The organism is Romboutsia sedimentorum (assembly GCF_030131845.1).
GTDB classification, from domain to species: domain Bacteria; phylum Bacillota; class Clostridia; order Peptostreptococcales; family Peptostreptococcaceae; genus Romboutsia_D; species Romboutsia_D sedimentorum.
On the sequence record NZ_JASKYM010000008.1, the window covers coordinates 83,112 to 104,117 of the forward strand.

Sequence of the window (21,006 nt, forward strand, 5' to 3'; positions counted from 1 at the left end):
GATCATAAATGTGAAATTATATGAGACTTTTTAGCAAGCTATATATTTATAAAATGAGGTCTTTTTCTAACTCAATTATCAGAAAATAAATTCAAAAGAAATTAAATTTCAAAATTATTCATTACAAGATTTAAAATTTAAATTTATATTAAGGAGGAAAAATTTATGTTTCAATTTTCAAGCGAATTAGAAATGATGACACTAAATTTAGACATAATTCAAAGCATTGCATTCACTACTGTTGTGCTTTTGATAGGCTCTTTTATAAAAAGTAAAGTTTATGTATTAAATAAGTACTGTATACCAGCACCAGTTGTAGGAGGGTTTTCTTTTGCAATAATAGCATTTATATTAAGACAAACAGGAGTAATTACTATAGTATTTGATACAACTTTACAAAATATATTAATGACAGCCTTCTTTACAACAGTTGGATTTACTGCGAGTCTTCAAGTTTTAAAAAAAGGTGGAACACAAGTAATTAAGTTTTTAATTGTAGCAGTAATGTTGGTATTAGCTCAAAATATAGTAGGGATTTTATCTGCTAAGGCAATAGGTGTAGACCCACTATTAGGATTGATTGCAGGTTCTGTTTCTATGACAGGTGGCCATGGAGCTTCTGGCGCATTTGGACCTATCATGGAAGCAAATGGACTTGAAGGTGCTCTTAGTATAGCTATGGCTTGTGCTACATTTGGATTAGTATCTGGAAGTATTATAGGTGGTCCTCTTGCAAATAGATTAGTTCAAAAACATAAACTTCAACCAGAGGAAATAGGAGTAAAAGAGGAAGTAATATCAACAAACGCACATGGAGAAGCATCATATAGTGAGATATCATGTGATGAGGCATCTATAGGAAAACTTTCAGAAAGTAAATTAACAAGTTCAGCTATGCAAATAATAATAGCTATGGGACTTGGTACTATAGTATCAAACTTATTTTCAGATATAGGCATAACAATGCCGGCTTATATAGGTGCTATGATAGTAGCTGCTATTATGAGAAATATTTCAGATGCAAAAGGAATATGGCCAATAGCAAGTAATGAATTAGAAAGCCTAGGTTCAATATGTTTATCATTATTTTTATCAATGGCTATGTGTAGCTTAAAGCTATGGGAGCTTGTAGACCTAGCTATACCTATATTAATACTGCTAACTTTGCAAACATTATTAATGATACTGTTTGCCTACTTTATTACATTCAGAGTTATGGGAAAAGATTATACAGCAGCAGTACTTGCATCAGGTCACTGTGGATTTGGCTTGGGAGCTACTCCAAACGGAATAGCAAATATGAAGTCTGTAACTTCTAAGTATGGTCCAGCACCTAATGCATTTTTCATATTACCACTAGTTGGAGCATTATTTATAGAGTTTTTAAACTCAGCAGTTATAACAACCCTTATGAATCTATTATAAATATACATAACAACTCACGATAATAACTATCGTGAGTTTAATTTTTAAAATTATATAAAATGCTCCTCTTAATTATACTTATTCGATAAAAGCCTACCTTACTTGTGATACGGTTCTCTGTTATCTCTTTAAATGAGATTATTTTTCTAAAAATTGTTATCTTAATAAAATTTATTGAATATATTTAAAATTATATAGCTCTAGCAGGAAATATTGCATCTAAAACTCCAATAACTATATCTGCTAATGGTGCTCCTATAATACTTACTCTCATAAGTAATCCTACTAAAAAAATTTAATCCAGACATTGCAATAACAGCTATTAAAAGTGACCATATTCCATTGATTGTAAATCCTAGAGTTACAAATGATGTTATTACTAAAATAATTGTAACTAATATGAATTTTCCTATCCATTTTAATAAACTATTATATTTATCCCAATAATATTAATCTGACTGATTCTCTTACTAAATTCTATACTTCATTAAGGCGTTATCACATCATCAGTTAACTTTATTTTATCAAAAGAGTAATTTGTGAATTACTCTAATTCTTTTAATTTTTTCATCAATTATTGGTTAAAATAACATAAGTATTAAATTTTTTAGATAAAGGAGATCTTTATATGGACTTTTTACATGGTCAGGAAACACTTAGCACCATCGACTGGATATTTCGTGCTATTATTGCTTTTTTCTTTTTGCTGGCTATTTCAAAACTCTTAGGTCAACGTTCCCTTTCTCAATTAAGACTACTTGATTTTGCTATTACTTTAGTGATTGGTAATATAATTGCCCATCCGTTGTCTGATGAAAAACTTGGATTAACAGGCTCCATCATTACAACACTTGTGTTAGTTGTCCTATATATTGGTGGAGTATTCATAGTTCTTAAATTTCCGTCTCTTAGAAGAATTATTAATAATTCACCAATTACAGTTGTTCAAAATGGCGAAATCCTTTATAACGGATTAAAAAAATCAAGAATATCAATTGATGTATTATTAGAAGAATTACGTGAAGAAAAAGTAGAGGATGTGAAAAAGGTAGCATTAGCAACTTGGGAGCCTGATGGTAAAATCTCCGTTTTTCTACATCCACAATACGAACCAATTACACCTTCATCCTTGCATATAGAAACAAAATCTTTTAATTTTCCAAGAACAATTATTAAAGAAGGTAAAATTAATTCCAATGAGCTAAAAGAGCTTCATAAAGATGAAGGCTGGGTTGTTTCCAAGTTAGAAAATTTATATCAAACTGGAGTAAAAAATGTTTTGCTTGCCACCCTTGATAATAAAGATAACCTAAAAGTTTTTTTGTATAAGTAACCCATTGAGGCTTAAACACATCTATTTATATACAGATTAGTTTAAGCCTCATTTATTTCTGATACGATTTTCTGTTAAATCTCCAAAGAAGGTAGCTTTTATTAATATACAAATTACAATAAATTTATAAAGTTTTAGTCTCAATCTTTATTGCTGTATCACCCTCTAATTGACTTTCCTTAATGCATGATCTGCAAACTCATCTACAGTATCAATTAATTCATCTTCAGAAGGATCTAGTAATTCTCTAGTAACATTAGCCTCTTGAAAGAATAATATAGTGATTAGATAAATAATTTGGAGGATATCCTATGAAAAAAATTATTCACAATATTTTATATAATATAATATTTCCTAATCATAAATTAGCCAAAGTGAAAGTAAGATCAATAACATCAAGACAGTTTCCATATGATATTGAAGTTATCGCTGACAAATTATATGTACCTTAGGCCATAAATATAAGCGATGAAGTTACATGGCACCCTCTGGTATTGCATTCGTGAACAAAGGCCCATGGCTAAAGGATGAGTATGATCGTTTACGAGAAGTTATTCAAAGTAAAGATGGATCTATTTACCTAGCAACAAGGAATATTAAAAATCATTTTTTCTTAATTTCCTTATTATCTAAAATAATAACCTCTGACTTATCTTCATTTGCTGCCTCTTTTGTATGATTTACTAGTTTTATAACGTCCTTGTATGATTGTTTCGCTCCCTTTACAAGTAAGGGAACTCCTATAAAATCAATTTTTAACCATCTAGAAAATAATCCACCTAAGGTCATTGGTAATGGAACTGTTGGCGACGTATTGGAAAATATAATTTTCTCATTTAATAACTTTTGTTTATGGAGCATAGAAGCTAAATTATATAATCCTGGAATTAAAACCTTTGAACGTCCCCTCCCTACAACATAAACTTCGTTTCCATCTTTATCACTTCCATAATAAAAAAATTCTCCACGATTTCCATATACTAACTTGTTAAAGTTAGGTAAATTCAATATTTCATCCTTAGTCGGTTCTCGAGTTTCATCCAGCATTTCTAAGTGATAAGCCATTGCTAGAATAGATGAATGGGTTCCTCCATAACAATTATATATGTATATCATTAAATCACCTAATTTCTTATTATTTTTTACTTTATTTTGACAATTATAGTATATATATTAAATATTACAACTAAACAATATTTGAACAAATTCTATCAAAAGTCTTCAATGCTTCTACAATCCGTTACCACTACCAAACCTAATCTCTTAATAATTCCATTAATGTATGTGCACTTCCATCATCATCTGTAAGGCCTGTGCCGACTGCAATATTATACACTTTACCAAAACCACCTATATCCTCAGATTTGTGTGTATCACTTACCTACAATGATTTGAAGAAAATAACGTAATGATTTTGATTATATTCAAAGGTAACTCTAATCCACTTTCGTTTAATCCTTCCTATTTTGTCATCAAAAAGGGGTCTCTAACCACATTTCCAACAAAAAATCCTGTTAAAAAGGCTCTAGCATAAACTGCTAGAACCTTTGACTTTGACTGAAAGAGTGGTATTTGAAGCCATTATACGGTTATTCACCGTACACCTGGTTTCGAGTACTGTTGAAATTTTTCTTCTTTATATAAATACACTTTGTTAATCTCTTTAATAGTTGATTCTAAGCAAGTGCAATATGGTATTAATATTTATTCTAATTTTTCTTTCTGCGCTTGTCTCTTATTCTTTATCCATTCTACTACCCCCAATATTATTTACTGCAATTCTATCACTTACTTGTGATACGGTTCTTTGTTACACATCCAACAGAGATCGTCTTACTTTATTATTCTAAATTTACATTATCAGATCATCAGTATTTCAAATAATTTTAAATTTCCTTCTACCATCTCAATTACTTTTCACTTTTCAACCATTTTAGCGCATTTCTCAATTTTACTGGATTTCCATACATTAATGTAGCCATTCTATATATCTTAGCACCACCCATCCCTGCTAATACTGTTGATACTATTAATATTAATGCAGATATTATGAATTCCATTGATGTAACAGCTCCTGTTGCAACTCTTACTATCATTGTCATTGGAGATGCAAATGGTATATATGAACAAACCTTTAAAAGTGTACTGTCCCCATTAGTTAATCCATACATACTAATAAAGAATACTATCATAAATATCATCATTATAGGACCAACACTTGTTCCTATTTCTTCTGTCTTTGACACTAAAGCCCCTAATGCTCCAAATATAAATGAATAGAATAGGTAACCTAGTATTCCAAATATAGCAAATGTAACTATCAATTCTGAAGGAATTTTAAATATACTATCTAGCATTCCATTCCATACTTCACTATTTACCTTATATGAAATAAGCGCTGATGACATTATTACTACAACTTGTATTATACTTGCGATTGCACCTGCAATAACCTTACCAAATATTAAATTATTTGTATTTGTACTAGTAACTAATACCTCTATTGCTCTATTGCTTTTTTCTGCAGTTATACCCATAGCAATTAATTGACCGTACATTATAATCATCATATATATAATAAAAATTAATATATACGCATAAAAATAATTATTTGCACTATCTTTACCTAATATTTCAACATTTGAATCTATTTGAGCATTATAAATTTTATCTACCTTATTGAAGTCTATTCCTTCGCTAGTAATTTTATTTTCTCTATACTCTTTTTTCAAAAGTTCATCAAATATGTTCTTATTTTCATCATCAAATTTAGTATTTTGAACAACATAATCATACTCAGTCAAGCTTTTAACATTGAAACCTGCTTCTACACCTTGATTTTCAACTAACTTATTTAGTTCAGCTTGATTTTTTACTACTTTCCAAGTTGAGTTTGGAAAATAAGTATTTAACTTTTCTTGATTAGAAATAATATTCTTTTCGTCATATATTGCAAACTTAGTTTTATCTTCTTCTAATACCTTTTCAGCTTTGGTTTCATTTTTACCTTGGTTTGGTAATATAGATGACATATCTATAAAGTTAGGTAGTGATAAGCCAACAATCATTGCTAATGCAATTATTACAGTACTTATTATAAAAGATTTTTTTTGAAAATAATTTTCAACCTCAAATTTTAATACAGTAAGAAATTGTTTCATTATTCTTCACCTACTTTCTTTACAAATATATCTGTTAAGTCTGGGTCATATATAGAAAATGTTTCTATCTCTACATTTTCTTTTAATATATTTTCTAATAATTGATTTTTATTTACACTATCAAATAGCTCTAATATTAAATAATTCTTTTTAACTTCATTTACAATTACTAAATCCTTAAACTTATCTTTACATATAGATTCTAAACCACTTAATGTTAAGTTATTTGCACTTAATATTAATCGATTATTACCAAATTCTTTTTTTATTTCTTTAAGATTTCCACTTAATACTACCTCGCCCTTATTTACTATAGCTATTTCTTCACAAAATTCCTCAACATAGCTCATTTGATGGCTAGAGAATATAACTAATTTATTTTGGCTTATTAATTCTCTAACAGTATCTTTAAGTATTTGTGCATTAACTGGATCTAGTCCACTGAATGGTTCATCAAGTATAACAATCTCAGGATTACATACTAAGGTTTGTGCTAATTGAACCTTTTGCTGATTTCCTTTTGATAAACTGTCTAATGTTCTGTTTGCATACTCCTCTATACCTAACTTTTTAAGCCATACTTTTGTATTTTCTTTTGCATCCTTAGCTGATACACCTCTTAATTGTGCTAAATAAACTATCTGCTCTGTAACTTTCTTTTTAGGGTATAAACCTCTTTCTTCTGGTAGGTATCCGATTTGATAATTTCTTGGTTCAAACTTCTTTCCATCTATCAATATTTCTCCACAATCAGCTTTAAAAACATCCATCAATATACGAATTGTTGTAGTTTTCCCTGCTCCATTTCTTCCTAATAATCCAAGTGCCTTCCCACTTTCAACTGAAAATGATATTCCATGTAATACTTCGTTTCCCGAAAAACTTTTCTTTAGTCCTTTTACTTCTAACTTCATAGTTTCCCCCTCTTTGAAAAAATCATTGTATATTAATTAACATACTACATTAACAACTTTTATATTTCAACTATTTTCCATTTTATGTTAAAATACTTAACCCTTACTTGTGATACGGTTCTCAGTTACACTTCCAAAGGATATCGTCTTTTGCTCCAGTCATATACACACCAAGTTTTCTTTCTATTGTCATAGCTTAATGAAACTCCACGTAAAGTTCTTCTGCATTTATCAAGCTTTTCATGTGCTTCCTCTACAAACCCAATATCTCCTATAGAGTATATATTTACGCTATCATATGATAGTTTTTCAAAATCTATAACTATACCATATTTGCATAAATCATATATATAATCTAATATTTCTTGTGGTAAACTCGCTATATTTTTTTTTCTACCTTTAAATTCCTTTAGAATCTTATGATTTATAACTTGTTTATAATCTTCAATATTTTTCATATATATATCAACTCTATAATCATCATCATGAGCAAAATATGCGTATTTGTTGTTCAAACTCTCAAATAAAAATGTATCAAATGGTGTACATTTATGATTGAAATACAAAATTTTAGCTAAATCAGACTTATCAATCTTATTTAAATTATATTCTTCTTCAAAATCTATCCAATGGAAATCTCCAAAATCATATACTTCCTCTTTATAAAATTCACTTAAGTTATAATTACTAATATATTCTAAATTCCATTCAATGTCTATTTCACTATTTGCAGGATCCCCTGATAGAATTAATAAGTTTTTAGGTTTTTCAGCTATACCTTGTATGAATTCTTTAAATTTTATTCCAGATATTTTTATTTTATTATTATCTTCATTAATTTTTATATATGCAAACCAACTATTTTTCAATTTTTTACTCCTCCAAATATCTATCCCTAATATATAGTCCCTCTACATTGCAAATATATTTTACAATATCTAAGTTCCCATTTAACCCTAAGTATACATTGCTATACAGAGAATTTATTTCTAATGCTATCTCTGGGTCTATCATATATACTGTTAAATTATTTCTTTCCCTCAATGCTAATTTCATTAATGAATTTATAATATCATAATCAAAATCAATTTCTTTAAAATCAAATAGAGAGTCTTTTACTTGTTTAATATATTCTAATTCTTTTTTATTCAATACCTTTTTTAGATACTTTTTACGCTCATTATGAAAATATCCATCTGATATTATTATGTCATCACTATAACTCATTATAAGTAACAACGCTCTTAAAAATTTCTCTTCTTGTTTTAAGTATCTTGTCTTATCTTTTTCTAAATCCCAAAAAGTATCTAATACTCCATATGCAGAGTTAGCTTTCATTTGCATTGGAAAGCTATCGATTCCAAAATATCTATTTTCTAAAACTGTCTTGTCTGTTTTGTCTAAATCTATATAAGGACACTCTTCAAATTCTTCTTCAAAATAAAAACCTTATCACTTCCAAAGGCATTACATACATTCATTATAATATCTTTTACTTTGTATCTATCTTTTTCAAAATCGCTTCTTACTTTTCTATCCATTTTATCAATTAGAATTCTATCTCTACTTATTTTTTTCATATACCTCTTTATTGAGTTATAGTACTTTACAAAATCCTTATATTTTTCCTTTGGTATGGTTCTAAGATGTGTTCCTATTATTATGGTAAACTGATTTGTAGTATCATTTTTTAAACTACTATTTTTATCAAAGTCTCTATTTGCTGAACCTATGAACTTATCTAATCCATCTACTGCATCAAATGTGTACATAGATTTCAACTCAATTATATATTTTATCTCATTGTTTTCTAATATAGTCAAATCAATTCTAGAATTTACCCCTTTGACACTAGACCCTCACTATTAATTTTTTCAATTCTATATGTAGGTTATATGCTATTTTATTTCTTATTACCATATCATTTTTGATATTTAATGAAAGATACGCTAATTCATCTTTACTAAACAACTCTCTACTTTCTTTTATTACTTTTGCTAAATCTTCTATTTTCAATAGTAATTTCTCCCTTTGTTATCTTGTACTACTTTCGTCGAATACTTGTCCAAACTTCTTCATTAATTGACTTACTAGCTCAAAATATATCGTATCTCTTTCTGAAATCATTATTTCTTGTTAAAGTTCATCCACTCTAAACTTCAACATTTCTATTTATTCATTTTAAAGTTATTCTTTAAGTTCCATATCTATTAACACGTCCATATCCGTATTGCATCCAATTATATCATATCCATACTCTTTGAAATCTTTTATTCTCCCCTTAATTGTATTATACTGAATAGCAATGCAAGTTAATTTTTCAGCTCTACTCATGGCAACATACCCATTCATTAATGCTTCTTTATCGCTATCGTCTACTTCCTCTCTTTTATTTACCATATAATCTAAAATCCTACTAATATCACTAATGTCTTTTCCACTATTGAATTTTAATTTACTTTCCAAATATAATGTTGATTTATGTGTCTCGCCTTTAGTTCCACTAATAGTATTGATATTATTAATTTTTATAATTTCTTCTTTAACTTCAGTCTCCTCTGAAGTCATAGCTTCTTCTGCAGTGTTTATAATAATCTTATTTTTTAAAATATCACCACTATAATTTAATTCTTTAACATAATCAAATAATTCCTGAGTTCTTAATAATATTTCTTCTAATACATTACTTGTATCAACTCTAAAATTTTTGGTCCAATCTAATATGTTAGAGCGATATGATATAAATTCACTCATATATTTATCTTCCAGTAATTTTATTAGTTCTTCTTTACTAATTTTTTTATTATTGGCATCTATTGCTAATAAAATTACAGACAATAAGTACTCATAAAATTCTTTAGGGCTACTTATTTCATTTAACTTCTTAATAATTTTTTTATTTAAAGATACATGTTTATTACCTTTTGTATTATATCCGTTTATATACGATGATATTGATTTATATTGCTCACTAACCGGAGTTCCTACTTTCCCTATTATTTTTATCTTTTTGTTTTCATCTTCCTTAATATCATACGCTCTTAAAATATCTATATATTTTGGAACCACATTATGTATTGTAACGTTATCAAATATTATTATATGAGGGTTTAAAGTATTAATCTTATCATTACCTTTCATACTACCAATTTTTTCAACTCTCAATGGTTCTAAAAACTTAACTATTCCATCTCCATATCTTTTACTCGAATTTATAGCCCTAATGTCTTCGTTAAATACCCAGGTACTAGAATTACTATTAAAGTTATTTATAACTTGATTTATATCTCCAAATCTTTGAATGATAACCTTATCGTTAAAAAGTTTATCTAAAATTTTTATTTGAATTTCATCTACATCTTGCATTTCATCTATGAAAACATATCTAAATCTATTTGAGAAATAGTTTTGTAATTCTGGGAACTCTTTCAAGTATAACCCTGCTAGAAAATATGCATCTTTATATCTTAAAATACCTTTATCTAAAGAATTATTTATCATTATATCTTTTAGCTCTTCATAGAATTTCCTTTTGGTCAATACTGTATCATTACTTCCTTTTATTTCTTCAGTATCTATATCAAAATACTTACTATCAATAAATGTAACAAAGTTTTTATCATAAGATTCATTTGTATAGTTACCCCATCCCTTTTGAACAGAATACTGTATTGAATTTCTTATTTGAGTATATCTTAGTTTTGGTAATTTTCTTATATGATCATAATATATATCATTATCTATACTTTTAATATTTTCTTTATATTTTCTTTTAAAATACGGTACCGATAAATATTTATCTACAAAATTTTGTATAGTTCCAAAATAATTTGGATATTTAAATAGTATATCACTCTTATCACCTAACTTACTTTTAATTTCATCTATAGCTATGTTAGTATGAGTTAATACGCATATACCTTGTCCATTATTTAGCGGCATCTTTCTAGATAATATAATTAATTTAGCTAATAAAACTGTAGTCTTTCCGCTTCCTGGACATGCATTTACATCAAATGATTTATTGAAATCTTTTATTATTGGATTTCTCTCTTTATCATCAAACACATTAGTTTTACCAAAAAGTATCTCCTCTGCATATCTAATATCATCTTCTGTTATTTCAATATTATTAAGAATTCTATTCATTATTCTGTATCCTCACTTATAGTATTAGTCACATGATGTATAGCATCTAATATATACTTTATATTCTCATCTTCATTAATTTTATTAACTAATTCACCACTTTCATTTGATTTATTTAATAAAATTTTAGATAAATACTGTGCGCACACAGCTTTAGATGCATTTCCTTTTAATAGTGGCTTATATATTTGATATGCTATATCCATATCATCTTTACTGTCTGCAATAAATTGATTTATTTCTTCTTTAGAATCATTAATATACCTCTCTATATCAATACTATCAATAACATCTTCATTAGACTTTATATGTTTTGCTATTAAAATAGCTGCATATATGTACTCTCTTATACAACTTAATGCTAAATCAAATTCCATAGTCCAGTTATTTGTAAATACTTTTATATCATCTAAATTATATTTTTGTTCTTTTTCTTTCTTTACAATATCTTTATATTTATAATAATTATCTTCAATAATTTCAACATTTTTTTCAAAATCATCTTTTCTTAATTGCTTTTTATCTAAAATTTCTCTTAATATCTTTTTTGAATCTTCTTCTTTTATAAAGTGCTCATTGTTACTTTTTATTTTATATACTGTATACTTTTTTAATGCACTTTTATTATCCACATCTTGGTAATACTGAATAGGTCTTACATCTAAATCAGTAACTATTGATGTAGGTATTCCTATTGTTTTATCTTCTTTTTTTGAAATAAATATATTTGAGTATCTTAAAAAAGCAACATTTCCTACATTAACAATTGAAATTCCATGCTTATATAATGGTTTTCCTATAATTTCCGCAATAGTCGGTATTAATATATTCTCAGCATCGCCTTCAACCATAATCACACCTTTTGCAAAAAATAAATTTGCTTTTGTTGAATCTAAAAACCTTTCTAAAAATTCATAATCACCTGAAGATAAACGAGTATATTTATTATTTAATGAATACGCACTATTATTCCTGCAAAGAATCAAACTATTTAAATTAACTATTGATGCTAACGTTATACTATGAGTTGTAAGTATAGTTTGAGATTTAATATTTTCTTCTAAATGTTTTATTACTCTTAACTGAGCTTGTGGATGTATATGTGCTTCAATTTCTTCAATTAAAGCTAGCCCAAATTCATTATTTTTTTCCTTTATATCTAATAATAATAATTCCATCGCCATATATAATTGATTTAGCGTTCCTAGTCCTACCTTATCTTCATCTATTTTTAACATAAGCCTAGATAATATCTTGTTTAATTCCATTTCAGATATATTAATATTGATATCATATTGATCTTTATTATTTCCTAAAAAGTTGCTTAATGTGTCTGAAATTGAATTTATAATACTTGATGGGTCATCTTTATAATCAAGCTCTGACTCATTCTCTTCTGCTGGATTACTATCTACATTTTCACTAGTATCTTGAGATATACTCCCTTTAAAATATTCTTCAATGTTTTTATTTGCACCTTTCATAATTTCTTCTATTTTATGGGGATCCCCATTTTTTTTAAATATAGGATGGCTCTTTAATACTTGCGCAAATCTTGATCTATATCCTGGATTTAATTCATGTTCTGCATCTCTTAACGGCTTTAAATATGTAACTCTTAGATTTTCTGACGCTTCAAAGTTAATATCTAACCTTTCTTTACCTCCAGTTTTTCTTATTGTTATTTTGTTATCTTTTATTCTTGCTACTAATCTAACTTTCAATTTAGCTTTACCTTCAGTATCTATATAAATCCACTCTAAAAATCTTCCTGCTTCTAAATCAGATAATTCTTCAAATGTGCATTCAATTTTTAATGAATCTGCTCTGATTCCATCTTTTCTTCTATAGAAATCATTCTCTTCTAATCTAATATTGTCATAACTTTGAGTACCTAGAACTAATTTTATTGCATCTATAATAGCTGTTTTTCCACTATCATTTTCACCAACAATTAGATTTAACTTATCATTAAATAATACCTCAATTCCTGCATCTCCATTTTCTTCTGTACCATATTTTCTAAAATTCCATATTCTTAATTTTGATAAAAACATACTTTATTCCCCTTTATTTTCAAATATATAATTATATTACCATAAATTACTATATTTTTTATTTATTGTATGATAATACTATATTTGCTTATAAAAAAACCGTATCACTTACTTGTGATACGGTTCTCCGTATAGCAGCTAGCGGAGCGTAGTTAGTATATATCTAGCTATACGTTTTTATTACTCAGTGTTTTTACTAAATCATGTATAAAAGTTAACTATCTTAATAGTAAATATTAATTTTATTACATACTAATTTCATTTATAGAACATAATTTTGCTAATATATATAGCCTTACATTATTCTAGGTTTATACTCTTTTAGCCTATATTTTTCTAATATTTTTAAATTTATTAAATACATCATATATATAATAATTTTTCTTTTGAATTATTATATATATACTTATTTTCGATATCCATTAGATATTCTACAGTTTCTTCAATATTTTCCATAACAATAGTTTCTTTATCTTTTAAATCATCATTTTTTTCATTCCATTTATAGTGTACAAAACCATTTCTTAACTCTATTAACTTAAATATTAATTTTAAATGTCCTTCATCAATTTCTTCAAATTCAAATAGTTTTAATAACCAAGTATATTTACCTCTAATAGATATGTTTCGAATTATTTCATAGATTTCCTTGTCATTTAAATCTTTTCTTCCTGCTAAAATAGATATCATTTCATTTATCCAATGTTCAAACCAAGTTGCGTACAATAAATATGATAACTGGATTTCATTATTCATACGAAATTTTCTTGCATGCTCTAATATATTTTCTTTATAGTCTAAAACAAATTTAAAGTCCATATCTTCAATAAGTTTAAGTGTTTCACCTAAAACGTCACTTCTATCCATGTCATTTATATTTAACAATCCATGCTTTACTAGTGTTGTAACTACTTTACGTATTATTATTGGTCCATATTCTCTATCTCTTTCATTTAATTCTAAATCTTCTCTTGATATCTTACTCAAATCTTTCCTATTTAAATTCTTCAATTTACTCCTCCTAAAACAATCACTCTGTAAAATAGATTACTCCTATACATATAAAGTTATCAATCTTATATGTATTCTTTACATTATCAACAATACTAAGATCATCATTTTTAAACCCTATACTTTTGAGAAATAAAATTTAAATAATAGTATTCGTTAATATATTGTGGATTTAATAGCTAAAACGCACTCCGTTACTTGTGATACGGTTCTCCGTAACGTACCCTACGGATCACGTTTATATTACTCCTGATTCTAATATTTTGAATGTAGCTTTTTTGCAATCAATTTCTCCTATACATCCATAAGGTATTGTTATCATCGGTGCTGTATGACCAAAGTTCATATTATACATGATGGGCAAATTTTTTAAACCTAATTCATCTCTTACTATTTTTAATATTACTAGTTTATATTCTTCATAATATTTATTATCATAAGGCTTACCAATTACTATTCCATTTACTAAACTCAAAATCCCTTGAGAACCATAATTTCTTAACCAATATTCCAAGTATGTCGGCTCTGGTGTATCTTCTGATGTTTCAATAAATAGTATAGAATTTCTCCATATCTCTTTATGTGGCCATATTTCAGTTCCTTTAATCATCTCTAACACCTCTATACATCCACCTATTAAGTTACCTTTAACTATTCCATTTCCTTGTAAGACTTCATATCCTTCGTTTTTATAGGTGTTTCTTTGTATATTTTTATTAGTAATATCCCATGGTAAATATTCACTAGTCCAAATTTCAGAAGGGTTTATTTCTCCGATTTCATTAGTATTAAATACAGCTTTCTCAAACCAGTGTTTAGTATAATTAAACATTTCAACATTCTCTGCAAATTCTGCTAAAATTGATGGACCATAAAAAGTAGATAAGCCTGCTTTTAAACATATAAAGTGTGATGCTGTTGTGTCTGAATATCCTATAAATACTTTAGGATTATTCTTTATTATATCAAAATCTATATATGGTAATATTCTTATGCTTTCATCTCCACCTATACAAGAGAAAATACCTTTTATAGATTTATCTTTAAATGCATTCATTAAATCTTCTGCTCTTTTTTGTGGATTATTGTATATGTAATTACTCCCCTTTAAAGTATTTTCCATTTCAACAACTTCAAATCCAAATTCTTTTTCTAATCTTTCCTTACCTTGTTCATATCTCCACAATATATCTCTATCACCAGCTCCTCCCCAAGATAAGCTTACCGTTGCTATTTTATCTCCTTTTTTAAGCGCTTTTGGTTTTATTAAATTTATCATCAATAGCGTCCCCCTCGTTCATACTTTAAAATCATTTATATTATTATTTAATCTGATTTATGATATACTATATTGGTAAATTAATTCCCGTAGATGGATGGCTACGGAGGTTTTGAACATTTTACCCTCCCTGGGTTGTTGGTGATTTTCACTAAGCTCAAAGGAGGTGGTATTAGATATGTTTGAATTTTTATTAATATGTATTCTTTCTACAATACTTATTGTAATCCTGCTTAAAAATAATATATTTTCAAGTTACATAAGAATTAAGGTTAATATCATTGGTCTCGATATTGAGATTAAAAACAAAGAAAAAAAGTACCCATCCTCGCAAGATTAGTACTTTTCATTCTTAAAGTTATTATATGATTTTTATCTGATAGCCCTAAAACAAAATAAATGTTCTAAGGATGCTTAGTGTTGACGCACTAAGCATTTTTTTATTTATATATTTATTATATCAGATTTCAATTCAAAATAAACAATCAATTTTCTATTTAAAATCGTGCTCCCTTACTTGTGGTACGGTTCATTGTTATTTATTCTAAACGCTCTATAAACTTGCTCCAAAAGTATCAACTTCATCATTTGATGTGGAAAAGTCATCTTAGAGAAAGATAATTTATAATCAGCCCTACTTAAAACCTCATCACAAAGCCCTAACGATCCACCTATAACAAAAGTTATATGACTATGTCCTCTAACACCAAGCTTGCTTATAGTATCTGCTAACTCCTCAGACGACAAATTCTTACCATCAATAGCAAGAGCTATAACATAGCTATTATTCTTAATCTTACTAAGTATCTTCTTACCTTCTTTATCCTTAACTATCAACATATCCTTTGGACTTAAATTTTCCGGGCACTTTTCATCATCAAGTTCTACTAAATCTAATTTACAATATTTAGATAGCCTTTTAACAAACTCTTCTATACCTAACTTTAAATATTTTTCTTTTAACTTTCCTACACTAATAACTGTTATATTCATAAAACTGTCTCCTTAATCCGTTCTTATCTAAAATTACTACTTTATACTATAAACATCCGATATCTGTTCTCTAGATAAAACATCTAGCTTAACATCTTGTCCAACTATTATATCGCTTTGACTTAATATTCCCTTAGAAGTTTCATAAGCTAATTCTGGGAAGTTATTTTCTTTACTTAAATGGGCTAATAAAATTCTTTCAGTTCCCTCTTTTATAAGTTCAATACAAAAATTAGCTGCATCTTCGTTTGATAAATGGCCTTCCTCAGACATTACCCTCTTTTTCAAAGCATATGGATAAGATCCCATCATAAGCATGTTAGGGTCGTAGTTTGACTCTAGTATAACTAGCTTAGATTTATATAAATGTTTTTTCAAATTTTCTGTTATCATTCCTATATCCGTAGCTATAGACATCTTTTCATTATCAGCATAAAAATTATATCCTACCGCATCAGATGCATCATGAGATATTGAAAACGGTCTTACTACCACATCCCCTAGTGAATATGTTTTATCATTTTCAAATACCTTCATATTATGGTCCTTAATATCGCCTATCTTATCTTTCATAGCACACCATGTTTTTATATTTGCAAATATAGGTAAGTCAAATTTCCTAGACATTATCCCCGCACCTTTTATATGGTCTGAATGTTCATGTGTTATAAATATTCCTTTTACTTTATCTATATCTACCTCTATATCGTTAAGCCCAGTTGTTATTCTTTTGCCACTAAGACCTGCATCAACTAATATAGATGTATCCTTATATCCTACATAATGACAGTTCCCACTACTTCCGCTTCCTATTGAACAATATTTTAGCATTCAGTCACCTCATTTTCTCATAATCATAAGATATATTATACCAAAAAAACAGAGCATTAAATAAAAATTTAATACTCTGGGTAAAATTTACTTATATTCTCTTATAATTTTATCTATATCTACACCTTTACTGTTCCACATCTCTACAAACTTTGCACCATTTACATTCTGATACATATATGTACTGTAGTATTGTTTTAATGTATCAAAGAATACTTTATCTCCAACTTTATTTCTAACTTCATTAAAAGCTACAGCACCTTTAGTATATACATTTAAACTATATTCTGTAGAATCTTTATACTTAGTTGTTGGCTTAAATATATTTTCACAAATTTGATTCTTTGTTTGAATTTCCATAGTTTTAATTAATTTATCTCCAACTTCTTTTCCATATTTCTTTTCAAAATATAGAACTGTTGAATATTCAGTAAGTGCTTCATCTAACCAAGGTTCACTTATCTCATCATTGCCTATTACTGAATACCACCATTGATGAGCTGTTTCATGTGCTATTACATACTCTAATAAAAACTTATCTTTTTTATTATATAAACTTTGATCTATCATTACTAATGTAGGATATTCCATGCCACCTATATAAAAATCACTAGCCACTACAGAATATGTATCATATGGATATTTGCCAAATAGCTCACTAAAAATTTTAATAGAATCTTTTGCAATTTTAGTAACATCGCCTGAAATTTCTTTATTTAAATTATATGTATTTATAGATACATCTTTATATGAGTCTCTGTTTATATCAAACTTAGTACTCAATACAAAAGCAAAATCTCTCACTTTTTTTGCTTCTATTTTATAAAGTTTCTTTTCTTTATCTGATTTTTCACTAACTACTTTGCCTGTAGAACCCATTTTATATTTTTGCGGAATTAGTATATTTATATAAAAATCACTAGTTTCACTATAAAAAGGATCTCCTAAAGTTTCATAACCTTTTAAGTTCCAACCTCTTTCATCTTGAACACACGCTATAGGAAACCAATTAGTTACATTTATAGTATTATCTCCATAACCAAATCTTCCTTCTGAATTAGGTATCTTAACATTATATTTCATATCTATTGATGTTTTATCTCCTGGCTTTAGCTGCTTATCTAATTTTATTTCTAATAAATCATTCTTTTCACCTTTTATCTTGTATTCTAATTTTTCATTATTATTTAAAATATTTTTTAAATCTATGTACCCTTCATTAAAACCATTAGGATATGCTTGTTTCATTTCTGATTTTTCAAAAGGAGCAAATTCTTTTCTAGAAAATGCATTAGGATATATGTGGAAGTATATTTTATCTAAATCATTTTTTGTGTTATTTGCATATTCTATATTCTGATTACACATTAATCTTTTGGTCTGATCATCAAAAACTACATCCATGGTATATCTATTTATGCTTTTTTCAGTAACAGCATTTGATGTTTGCACACTTTTTTTATCTCTTTGTAAATATAGACCTCCCCCTCCTATCAACAAAGCTAATACTAGTATTCTTGATAAATTTTTTCTTACTTTTTTACTGAAATTTATTACCAAATTATCCCCTCCCATTTAATATGAATAATTTATTTATTTTTATACAAGATAAATTTATAATGATTTTTATGCTATAATTCATTGTTATGACTTATAGCTTACAATTAAAACTATATATTTATGATATAATCTAGAATGAGGTGATAAAATGTTTTTTAAAGAAGTTAATGAAACTGACTTAGGCGAAACTGCTATTGCAAATATCTTTATAGATATATTTATGCCAATGGCGGACGGGTTATACGTCAAAGTTTATCTATTAGCATATAGAATAGTTTGCGACCGAAATAATAATCTTAAATATGATAATAATTCAATTGCTAGAGATTTAAACATTCCTCTTTCTGATGTAATAGCTGCATGGAAATTTTGGCAAAATAAAGGGATAATCAAAATGCATAAAAATGAAGGATCTGATGATTTTGATTACTCAATAGAATTTTTAGATTTAAAAAGATTGTGTACTGAAAATACATTAATCAATACAGCATCAATAAAATCTGATTCTGATAGAATTGCTTCTACAGCTGAAAACCCTAGTATGAGCAAAATGTTTTCTTCTATAAGTAAGATAGTTGGGAGATATCTAGAACCAAGCGAAAGCACAGCTATAATGAGCATAATGGAAAAATACAATGTAACTTATGATTTAATGATTTATGCTTATCAATATATAAAGGATTCAACTGGTTCATCAAAACCAGTTAAATATATGGAAGGTGTAATTAGAAATTGGTATGATTCTAACTTACATACTACTGAAGACGTTAAAAATAGCTTTGCTTTAAAAAGTGAACGTTATAATTTATATAAAACTGTATTCAATGAATTAGGATTTTATAGACAAGCATCTAATCCTGAGAAGCGCACTATAGATACTTGGTTAGATGATTACAACATGGACATAGAGTTAATACTTGAAGCGTGTTCTAAGGCTAAAAATGTGTCAAATCCTTCTATTACATTTATAAATGGTGTAATTAAAAAGTGGAATGAAAAAAATGTTAAAAATTTAAGTGATTTAAAATTATTTGAAGAAGAATATAAGCAAACTAAAACTAGCGAAAAAAAATCTTCTGCTTCTCATAATAAAAAATCTCTTCCGACAGTTAAAACTAGGTTCCACAATATAAATCAAACTTTTAATAAATATAGTCCTGATGAACTTGAAAAAATTCTTCAAGAAAGTCAAAAAGATAAATTTAAGTAGGTGATTAAATGAACGAATTAACTTTAAGAGATATATTAAGATCATATGAAAAAAGAAGAGACTTAGCCAAACTTCAATTAGAAGAAAGACAAAAAGATGTTTATTCTCAAATTCCAGAAATTAAAGATATAGATGAGGAAATATCTAAATTAGGATTAAGCCTTATAAAATTGGTTCTTCAAAATCCTAAGGATAAAGATTATATTGTAGCTGATGCAAAAGATAAAATCGATAAACTAAAAGAAAAAAAAGATTTTTTACTAAATAAATTTAATGTACCTAGTGGTTATTTAGAGATTATGTATAATTGTAAAGTGTGTAACGACAAAGGATTCTTACAAAGTGGACAAAAATGCAACTGTTTTAAACAAGAAATAGTAAATGAAGCTTACAAAATGTCTAATTTATCTAGAATGCTTAACACTCAAAATTTTTCTAATTTTGATGGTTCTTTATTTTCTGCAAAAAAAGCTGAAGGCTTTAACGTTTCTCCAAGACAAAGCATAAGTGAAATTTTTAATATATGTGATGACTTTGTTAAAAACTTTGAGATTGATAATAACGAGAACTTATTGTTTTATGGTGATACAGGCTTAGGAAAAACATTTATGAGTAACTGTATAGCTAAAGAAATTCTAGATAAGGGGCATATAGTTATATATCAAACGGCCTTTAAGATGTTTGAGATTATAGAAGATTATAAGTTTAAAAATGCAGACGAACATATAAGTAAAGATAACTATAATAACATTTTTGAATGTGATTTATTAATTATTGATGATTTAGGTACTGAACTAGCAAATTCATTCACAAACAGTGAATTATTCAATATTTTAAATACTAGATTACTAAACGGAAAGAAAACAATAATCTCTACAAACTTAACTCCTTCTCAATTAGGTGAAGACTATACTCAAAGAATATTCTCAAGAATATTTGATAGGTTTAGAATGGTTAAATTTATAGGAGACGATTTAAGATGGGCTCAACAAATATAGTAGAAGATGTTAACACTATCTTCTACTTTTTTTATTTTAAATTATATACAATTTAAAATAAAAAAAACTCTTAGAAAATCTAAGA

At 27.3% G+C, this 21,006-nt stretch carries 18 protein-coding genes; 4 read left to right on the top strand and 14 right to left on the bottom strand.

Translation table 11 applies throughout. The annotated features are described in order from the left end of the window. The first annotated feature begins 165 nt into the window (after nt 1-165). Together gltS and QOZ84_RS13225 are read left to right on the top strand one after the other, a co-directional pair. Nucleotides 166-1,425 (top strand): sodium/glutamate symporter, encoded by a 1,260-nt coding sequence (gene gltS / locus QOZ84_RS13215; protein ID WP_331496587.1) that lies wholly within the window; start codon nt 166-168, stop codon nt 1,423-1,425. A gap of 628 nt (nt 1,426-2,053) precedes the next feature. Then, entirely contained in the window at nt 2,054-2,758 is a 705-nt protein-coding gene (locus QOZ84_RS13225; RefSeq protein ID WP_284133424.1) for a DUF421 domain-containing protein, read from the top strand. A gap of 603 nt (nt 2,759-3,361) precedes the next feature. Here the strand turns inward: QOZ84_RS13225 and QOZ84_RS13230 are convergent. The 14 genes from QOZ84_RS13230 to QOZ84_RS13295 all read right to left on the bottom strand — a co-directional run bounded on the left by QOZ84_RS13230 (nt 3,362) and on the right by QOZ84_RS13295 (nt 18,713). Then, nucleotides 3,362-3,874, bottom strand: coding sequence for a DUF3189 family protein (locus QOZ84_RS13230; protein ID WP_284133425.1), 513 nt, complete (start codon nt 3,872-3,874; stop codon nt 3,362-3,364). A 794-nt stretch (nt 3,875-4,668) separates the two neighbouring features. Beyond that, nucleotides 4,669-5,919: an ABC transporter permease gene (locus QOZ84_RS13235; protein WP_284133426.1), complete on the bottom strand. Its 1,251-nt coding sequence runs from the start codon at nt 5,917-5,919 to the stop codon at nt 4,669-4,671. Next, complete coding sequence (locus QOZ84_RS13240) at nt 5,919-6,833, bottom strand: ABC transporter ATP-binding protein (RefSeq protein WP_284133427.1); 915 nt, start codon at nt 6,831-6,833, stop codon at nt 5,919-5,921. Before QOZ84_RS13240 ends, QOZ84_RS13235 begins: the two co-directional genes overlap by 1 nt. Nucleotides 6,834-6,958: 125 nt before the next feature. Beyond that, nucleotides 6,959-7,702, bottom strand: coding sequence for a hypothetical protein (locus tag QOZ84_RS13245; RefSeq protein WP_284133428.1), 744 nt, complete (start codon nt 7,700-7,702; stop codon nt 6,959-6,961). A gap of 4 nt (nt 7,703-7,706) precedes the next feature. Beyond that, nucleotides 7,707-8,177 carry a hypothetical protein gene (locus QOZ84_RS13250; RefSeq protein ID WP_284133429.1) on the bottom strand — a complete coding sequence of 157 codons (471 nt, stop codon included), beginning with the start codon at nt 8,175-8,177 and terminating at the stop codon, nt 7,707-7,709. A gap of 62 nt (nt 8,178-8,239) precedes the next feature. Beyond that, nucleotides 8,240-8,605 (bottom strand): hypothetical protein, encoded by a 366-nt coding sequence (locus tag QOZ84_RS13255; RefSeq protein WP_284133430.1) that lies wholly within the window; start codon nt 8,603-8,605, stop codon nt 8,240-8,242. A 79-nt stretch (nt 8,606-8,684) separates the two neighbouring features. Then, nucleotides 8,685-8,849: a hypothetical protein gene (locus QOZ84_RS13260; protein ID WP_284133431.1), complete on the bottom strand. Its 165-nt coding sequence runs from the start codon at nt 8,847-8,849 to the stop codon at nt 8,685-8,687. A gap of 171 nt (nt 8,850-9,020) precedes the next feature. Next, nucleotides 9,021-10,982, bottom strand: a complete 1,962-nt coding sequence (locus QOZ84_RS13265) for a UvrD-helicase domain-containing protein (RefSeq protein ID WP_284133432.1) — start codon at nt 10,980-10,982, stop codon at nt 9,021-9,023. Then, nucleotides 10,982-13,039, bottom strand: coding sequence for an ATP-dependent nuclease (locus QOZ84_RS13270; RefSeq protein WP_284133433.1), 2,058 nt, complete (start codon nt 13,037-13,039; stop codon nt 10,982-10,984). Before QOZ84_RS13270 ends, QOZ84_RS13265 begins: the two co-directional genes overlap by 1 nt. Before the next feature lie 363 nt (nt 13,040-13,402). Then, nucleotides 13,403-14,050: a hypothetical protein gene (locus tag QOZ84_RS13275; RefSeq protein WP_284133434.1), complete on the bottom strand. Its 648-nt coding sequence runs from the start codon at nt 14,048-14,050 to the stop codon at nt 13,403-13,405. Between the two features lie 238 nt (nt 14,051-14,288). Then, nucleotides 14,289-15,329, bottom strand: coding sequence for a S66 family peptidase (locus tag QOZ84_RS13280; RefSeq protein ID WP_284133435.1), 1,041 nt, complete (start codon nt 15,327-15,329; stop codon nt 14,289-14,291). 513 nt (nt 15,330-15,842) lie between these two features. After that, a complete protein-coding gene (gene rlmH, locus QOZ84_RS13285; protein ID WP_284133436.1) occupies nt 15,843-16,322 on the bottom strand; it encodes a 23S rRNA (pseudouridine(1915)-N(3))-methyltransferase RlmH in 480 nt (159 codons plus the stop codon). 36 nt (nt 16,323-16,358) lie between these two features. Continuing rightward, a complete protein-coding gene (locus QOZ84_RS13290; RefSeq protein ID WP_026899797.1) occupies nt 16,359-17,153 on the bottom strand; it encodes an MBL fold metallo-hydrolase in 795 nt (264 codons plus the stop codon). Nucleotides 17,154-17,240: 87 nt separating this feature from the next. After that, the gene (locus tag QOZ84_RS13295; protein ID WP_284133437.1) at nt 17,241-18,713 is read right to left on the bottom strand and encodes a M1 family metallopeptidase; all 1,473 of its coding nucleotides are present in this window, start codon (nt 18,711-18,713) and stop codon (nt 17,241-17,243) included. Nucleotides 18,714-18,861: 148 nt separating this feature from the next. Between QOZ84_RS13295 and QOZ84_RS13300 the strand changes: the two genes are divergently transcribed. Both QOZ84_RS13300 and QOZ84_RS13305 read left to right on the top strand, forming a co-directional pair. Next, on the top strand, nt 18,862-19,923 hold the full coding sequence (locus tag QOZ84_RS13300) for a DnaD domain protein (RefSeq protein WP_284133438.1): 1,062 nt from the start codon (nt 18,862-18,864) through the stop codon (nt 19,921-19,923). Between the two features lie 8 nt (nt 19,924-19,931). Beyond that, the gene (locus QOZ84_RS13305; protein ID WP_284133439.1) at nt 19,932-20,921 is read left to right on the top strand and encodes an ATP-binding protein; all 990 of its coding nucleotides are present in this window, start codon (nt 19,932-19,934) and stop codon (nt 20,919-20,921) included. Nucleotides 20,922-21,006: the final 85 nt, after the last annotated feature.

Bases quoted from the DNA above. Each gene is read 5' to 3' on its own strand.
- gltS (WP_331496587.1), top strand. From the start codon at position 166: ATGTTTCAATTTTCAAGCGAATTAGAAATGATGACACTAAATTTAGAC.
- QOZ84_RS13225 (WP_284133424.1), top strand. From the start codon at position 2,054: ATGGACTTTTTACATGGTCAGGAAACACTTAGCACCATCGACTGGATA.
- QOZ84_RS13230 (WP_284133425.1), bottom strand. From the start codon at position 3,874: ATGATATACATATATAATTGTTATGGAGGAACCCATTCATCTATTCTA.
- QOZ84_RS13235 (WP_284133426.1), bottom strand. From the start codon at position 5,919: ATGAAACAATTTCTTACTGTATTAAAATTTGAGGTTGAAAATTATTTT.
- QOZ84_RS13240 (WP_284133427.1), bottom strand. From the start codon at position 6,833: ATGAAGTTAGAAGTAAAAGGACTAAAGAAAAGTTTTTCGGGAAACGAA.
- QOZ84_RS13250 (WP_284133429.1), bottom strand. From the start codon at position 8,177: ATGCAAATGAAAGCTAACTCTGCATATGGAGTATTAGATACTTTTTGG.
- QOZ84_RS13255 (WP_284133430.1), bottom strand. From the start codon at position 8,605: ATGTACACATTTGATGCAGTAGATGGATTAGATAAGTTCATAGGTTCA.
- QOZ84_RS13265 (WP_284133432.1), bottom strand. From the start codon at position 10,982: ATGAATAGAATTCTTAATAATATTGAAATAACAGAAGATGATATTAGA.
- QOZ84_RS13270 (WP_284133433.1), bottom strand. From the start codon at position 13,039: ATGTTTTTATCAAAATTAAGAATATGGAATTTTAGAAAATATGGTACA.
- QOZ84_RS13280 (WP_284133435.1), bottom strand. From the start codon at position 15,329: ATGATAAATTTAATAAAACCAAAAGCGCTTAAAAAAGGAGATAAAATA.
- rlmH (WP_284133436.1), bottom strand. From the start codon at position 16,322: ATGAATATAACAGTTATTAGTGTAGGAAAGTTAAAAGAAAAATATTTA.
- QOZ84_RS13290 (WP_026899797.1), bottom strand. From the start codon at position 17,153: ATGCTAAAATATTGTTCAATAGGAAGCGGAAGTAGTGGGAACTGTCAT.
- QOZ84_RS13300 (WP_284133438.1), top strand. From the start codon at position 18,862: ATGTTTTTTAAAGAAGTTAATGAAACTGACTTAGGCGAAACTGCTATT.
- QOZ84_RS13305 (WP_284133439.1), top strand. From the start codon at position 19,932: ATGAACGAATTAACTTTAAGAGATATATTAAGATCATATGAAAAAAGA.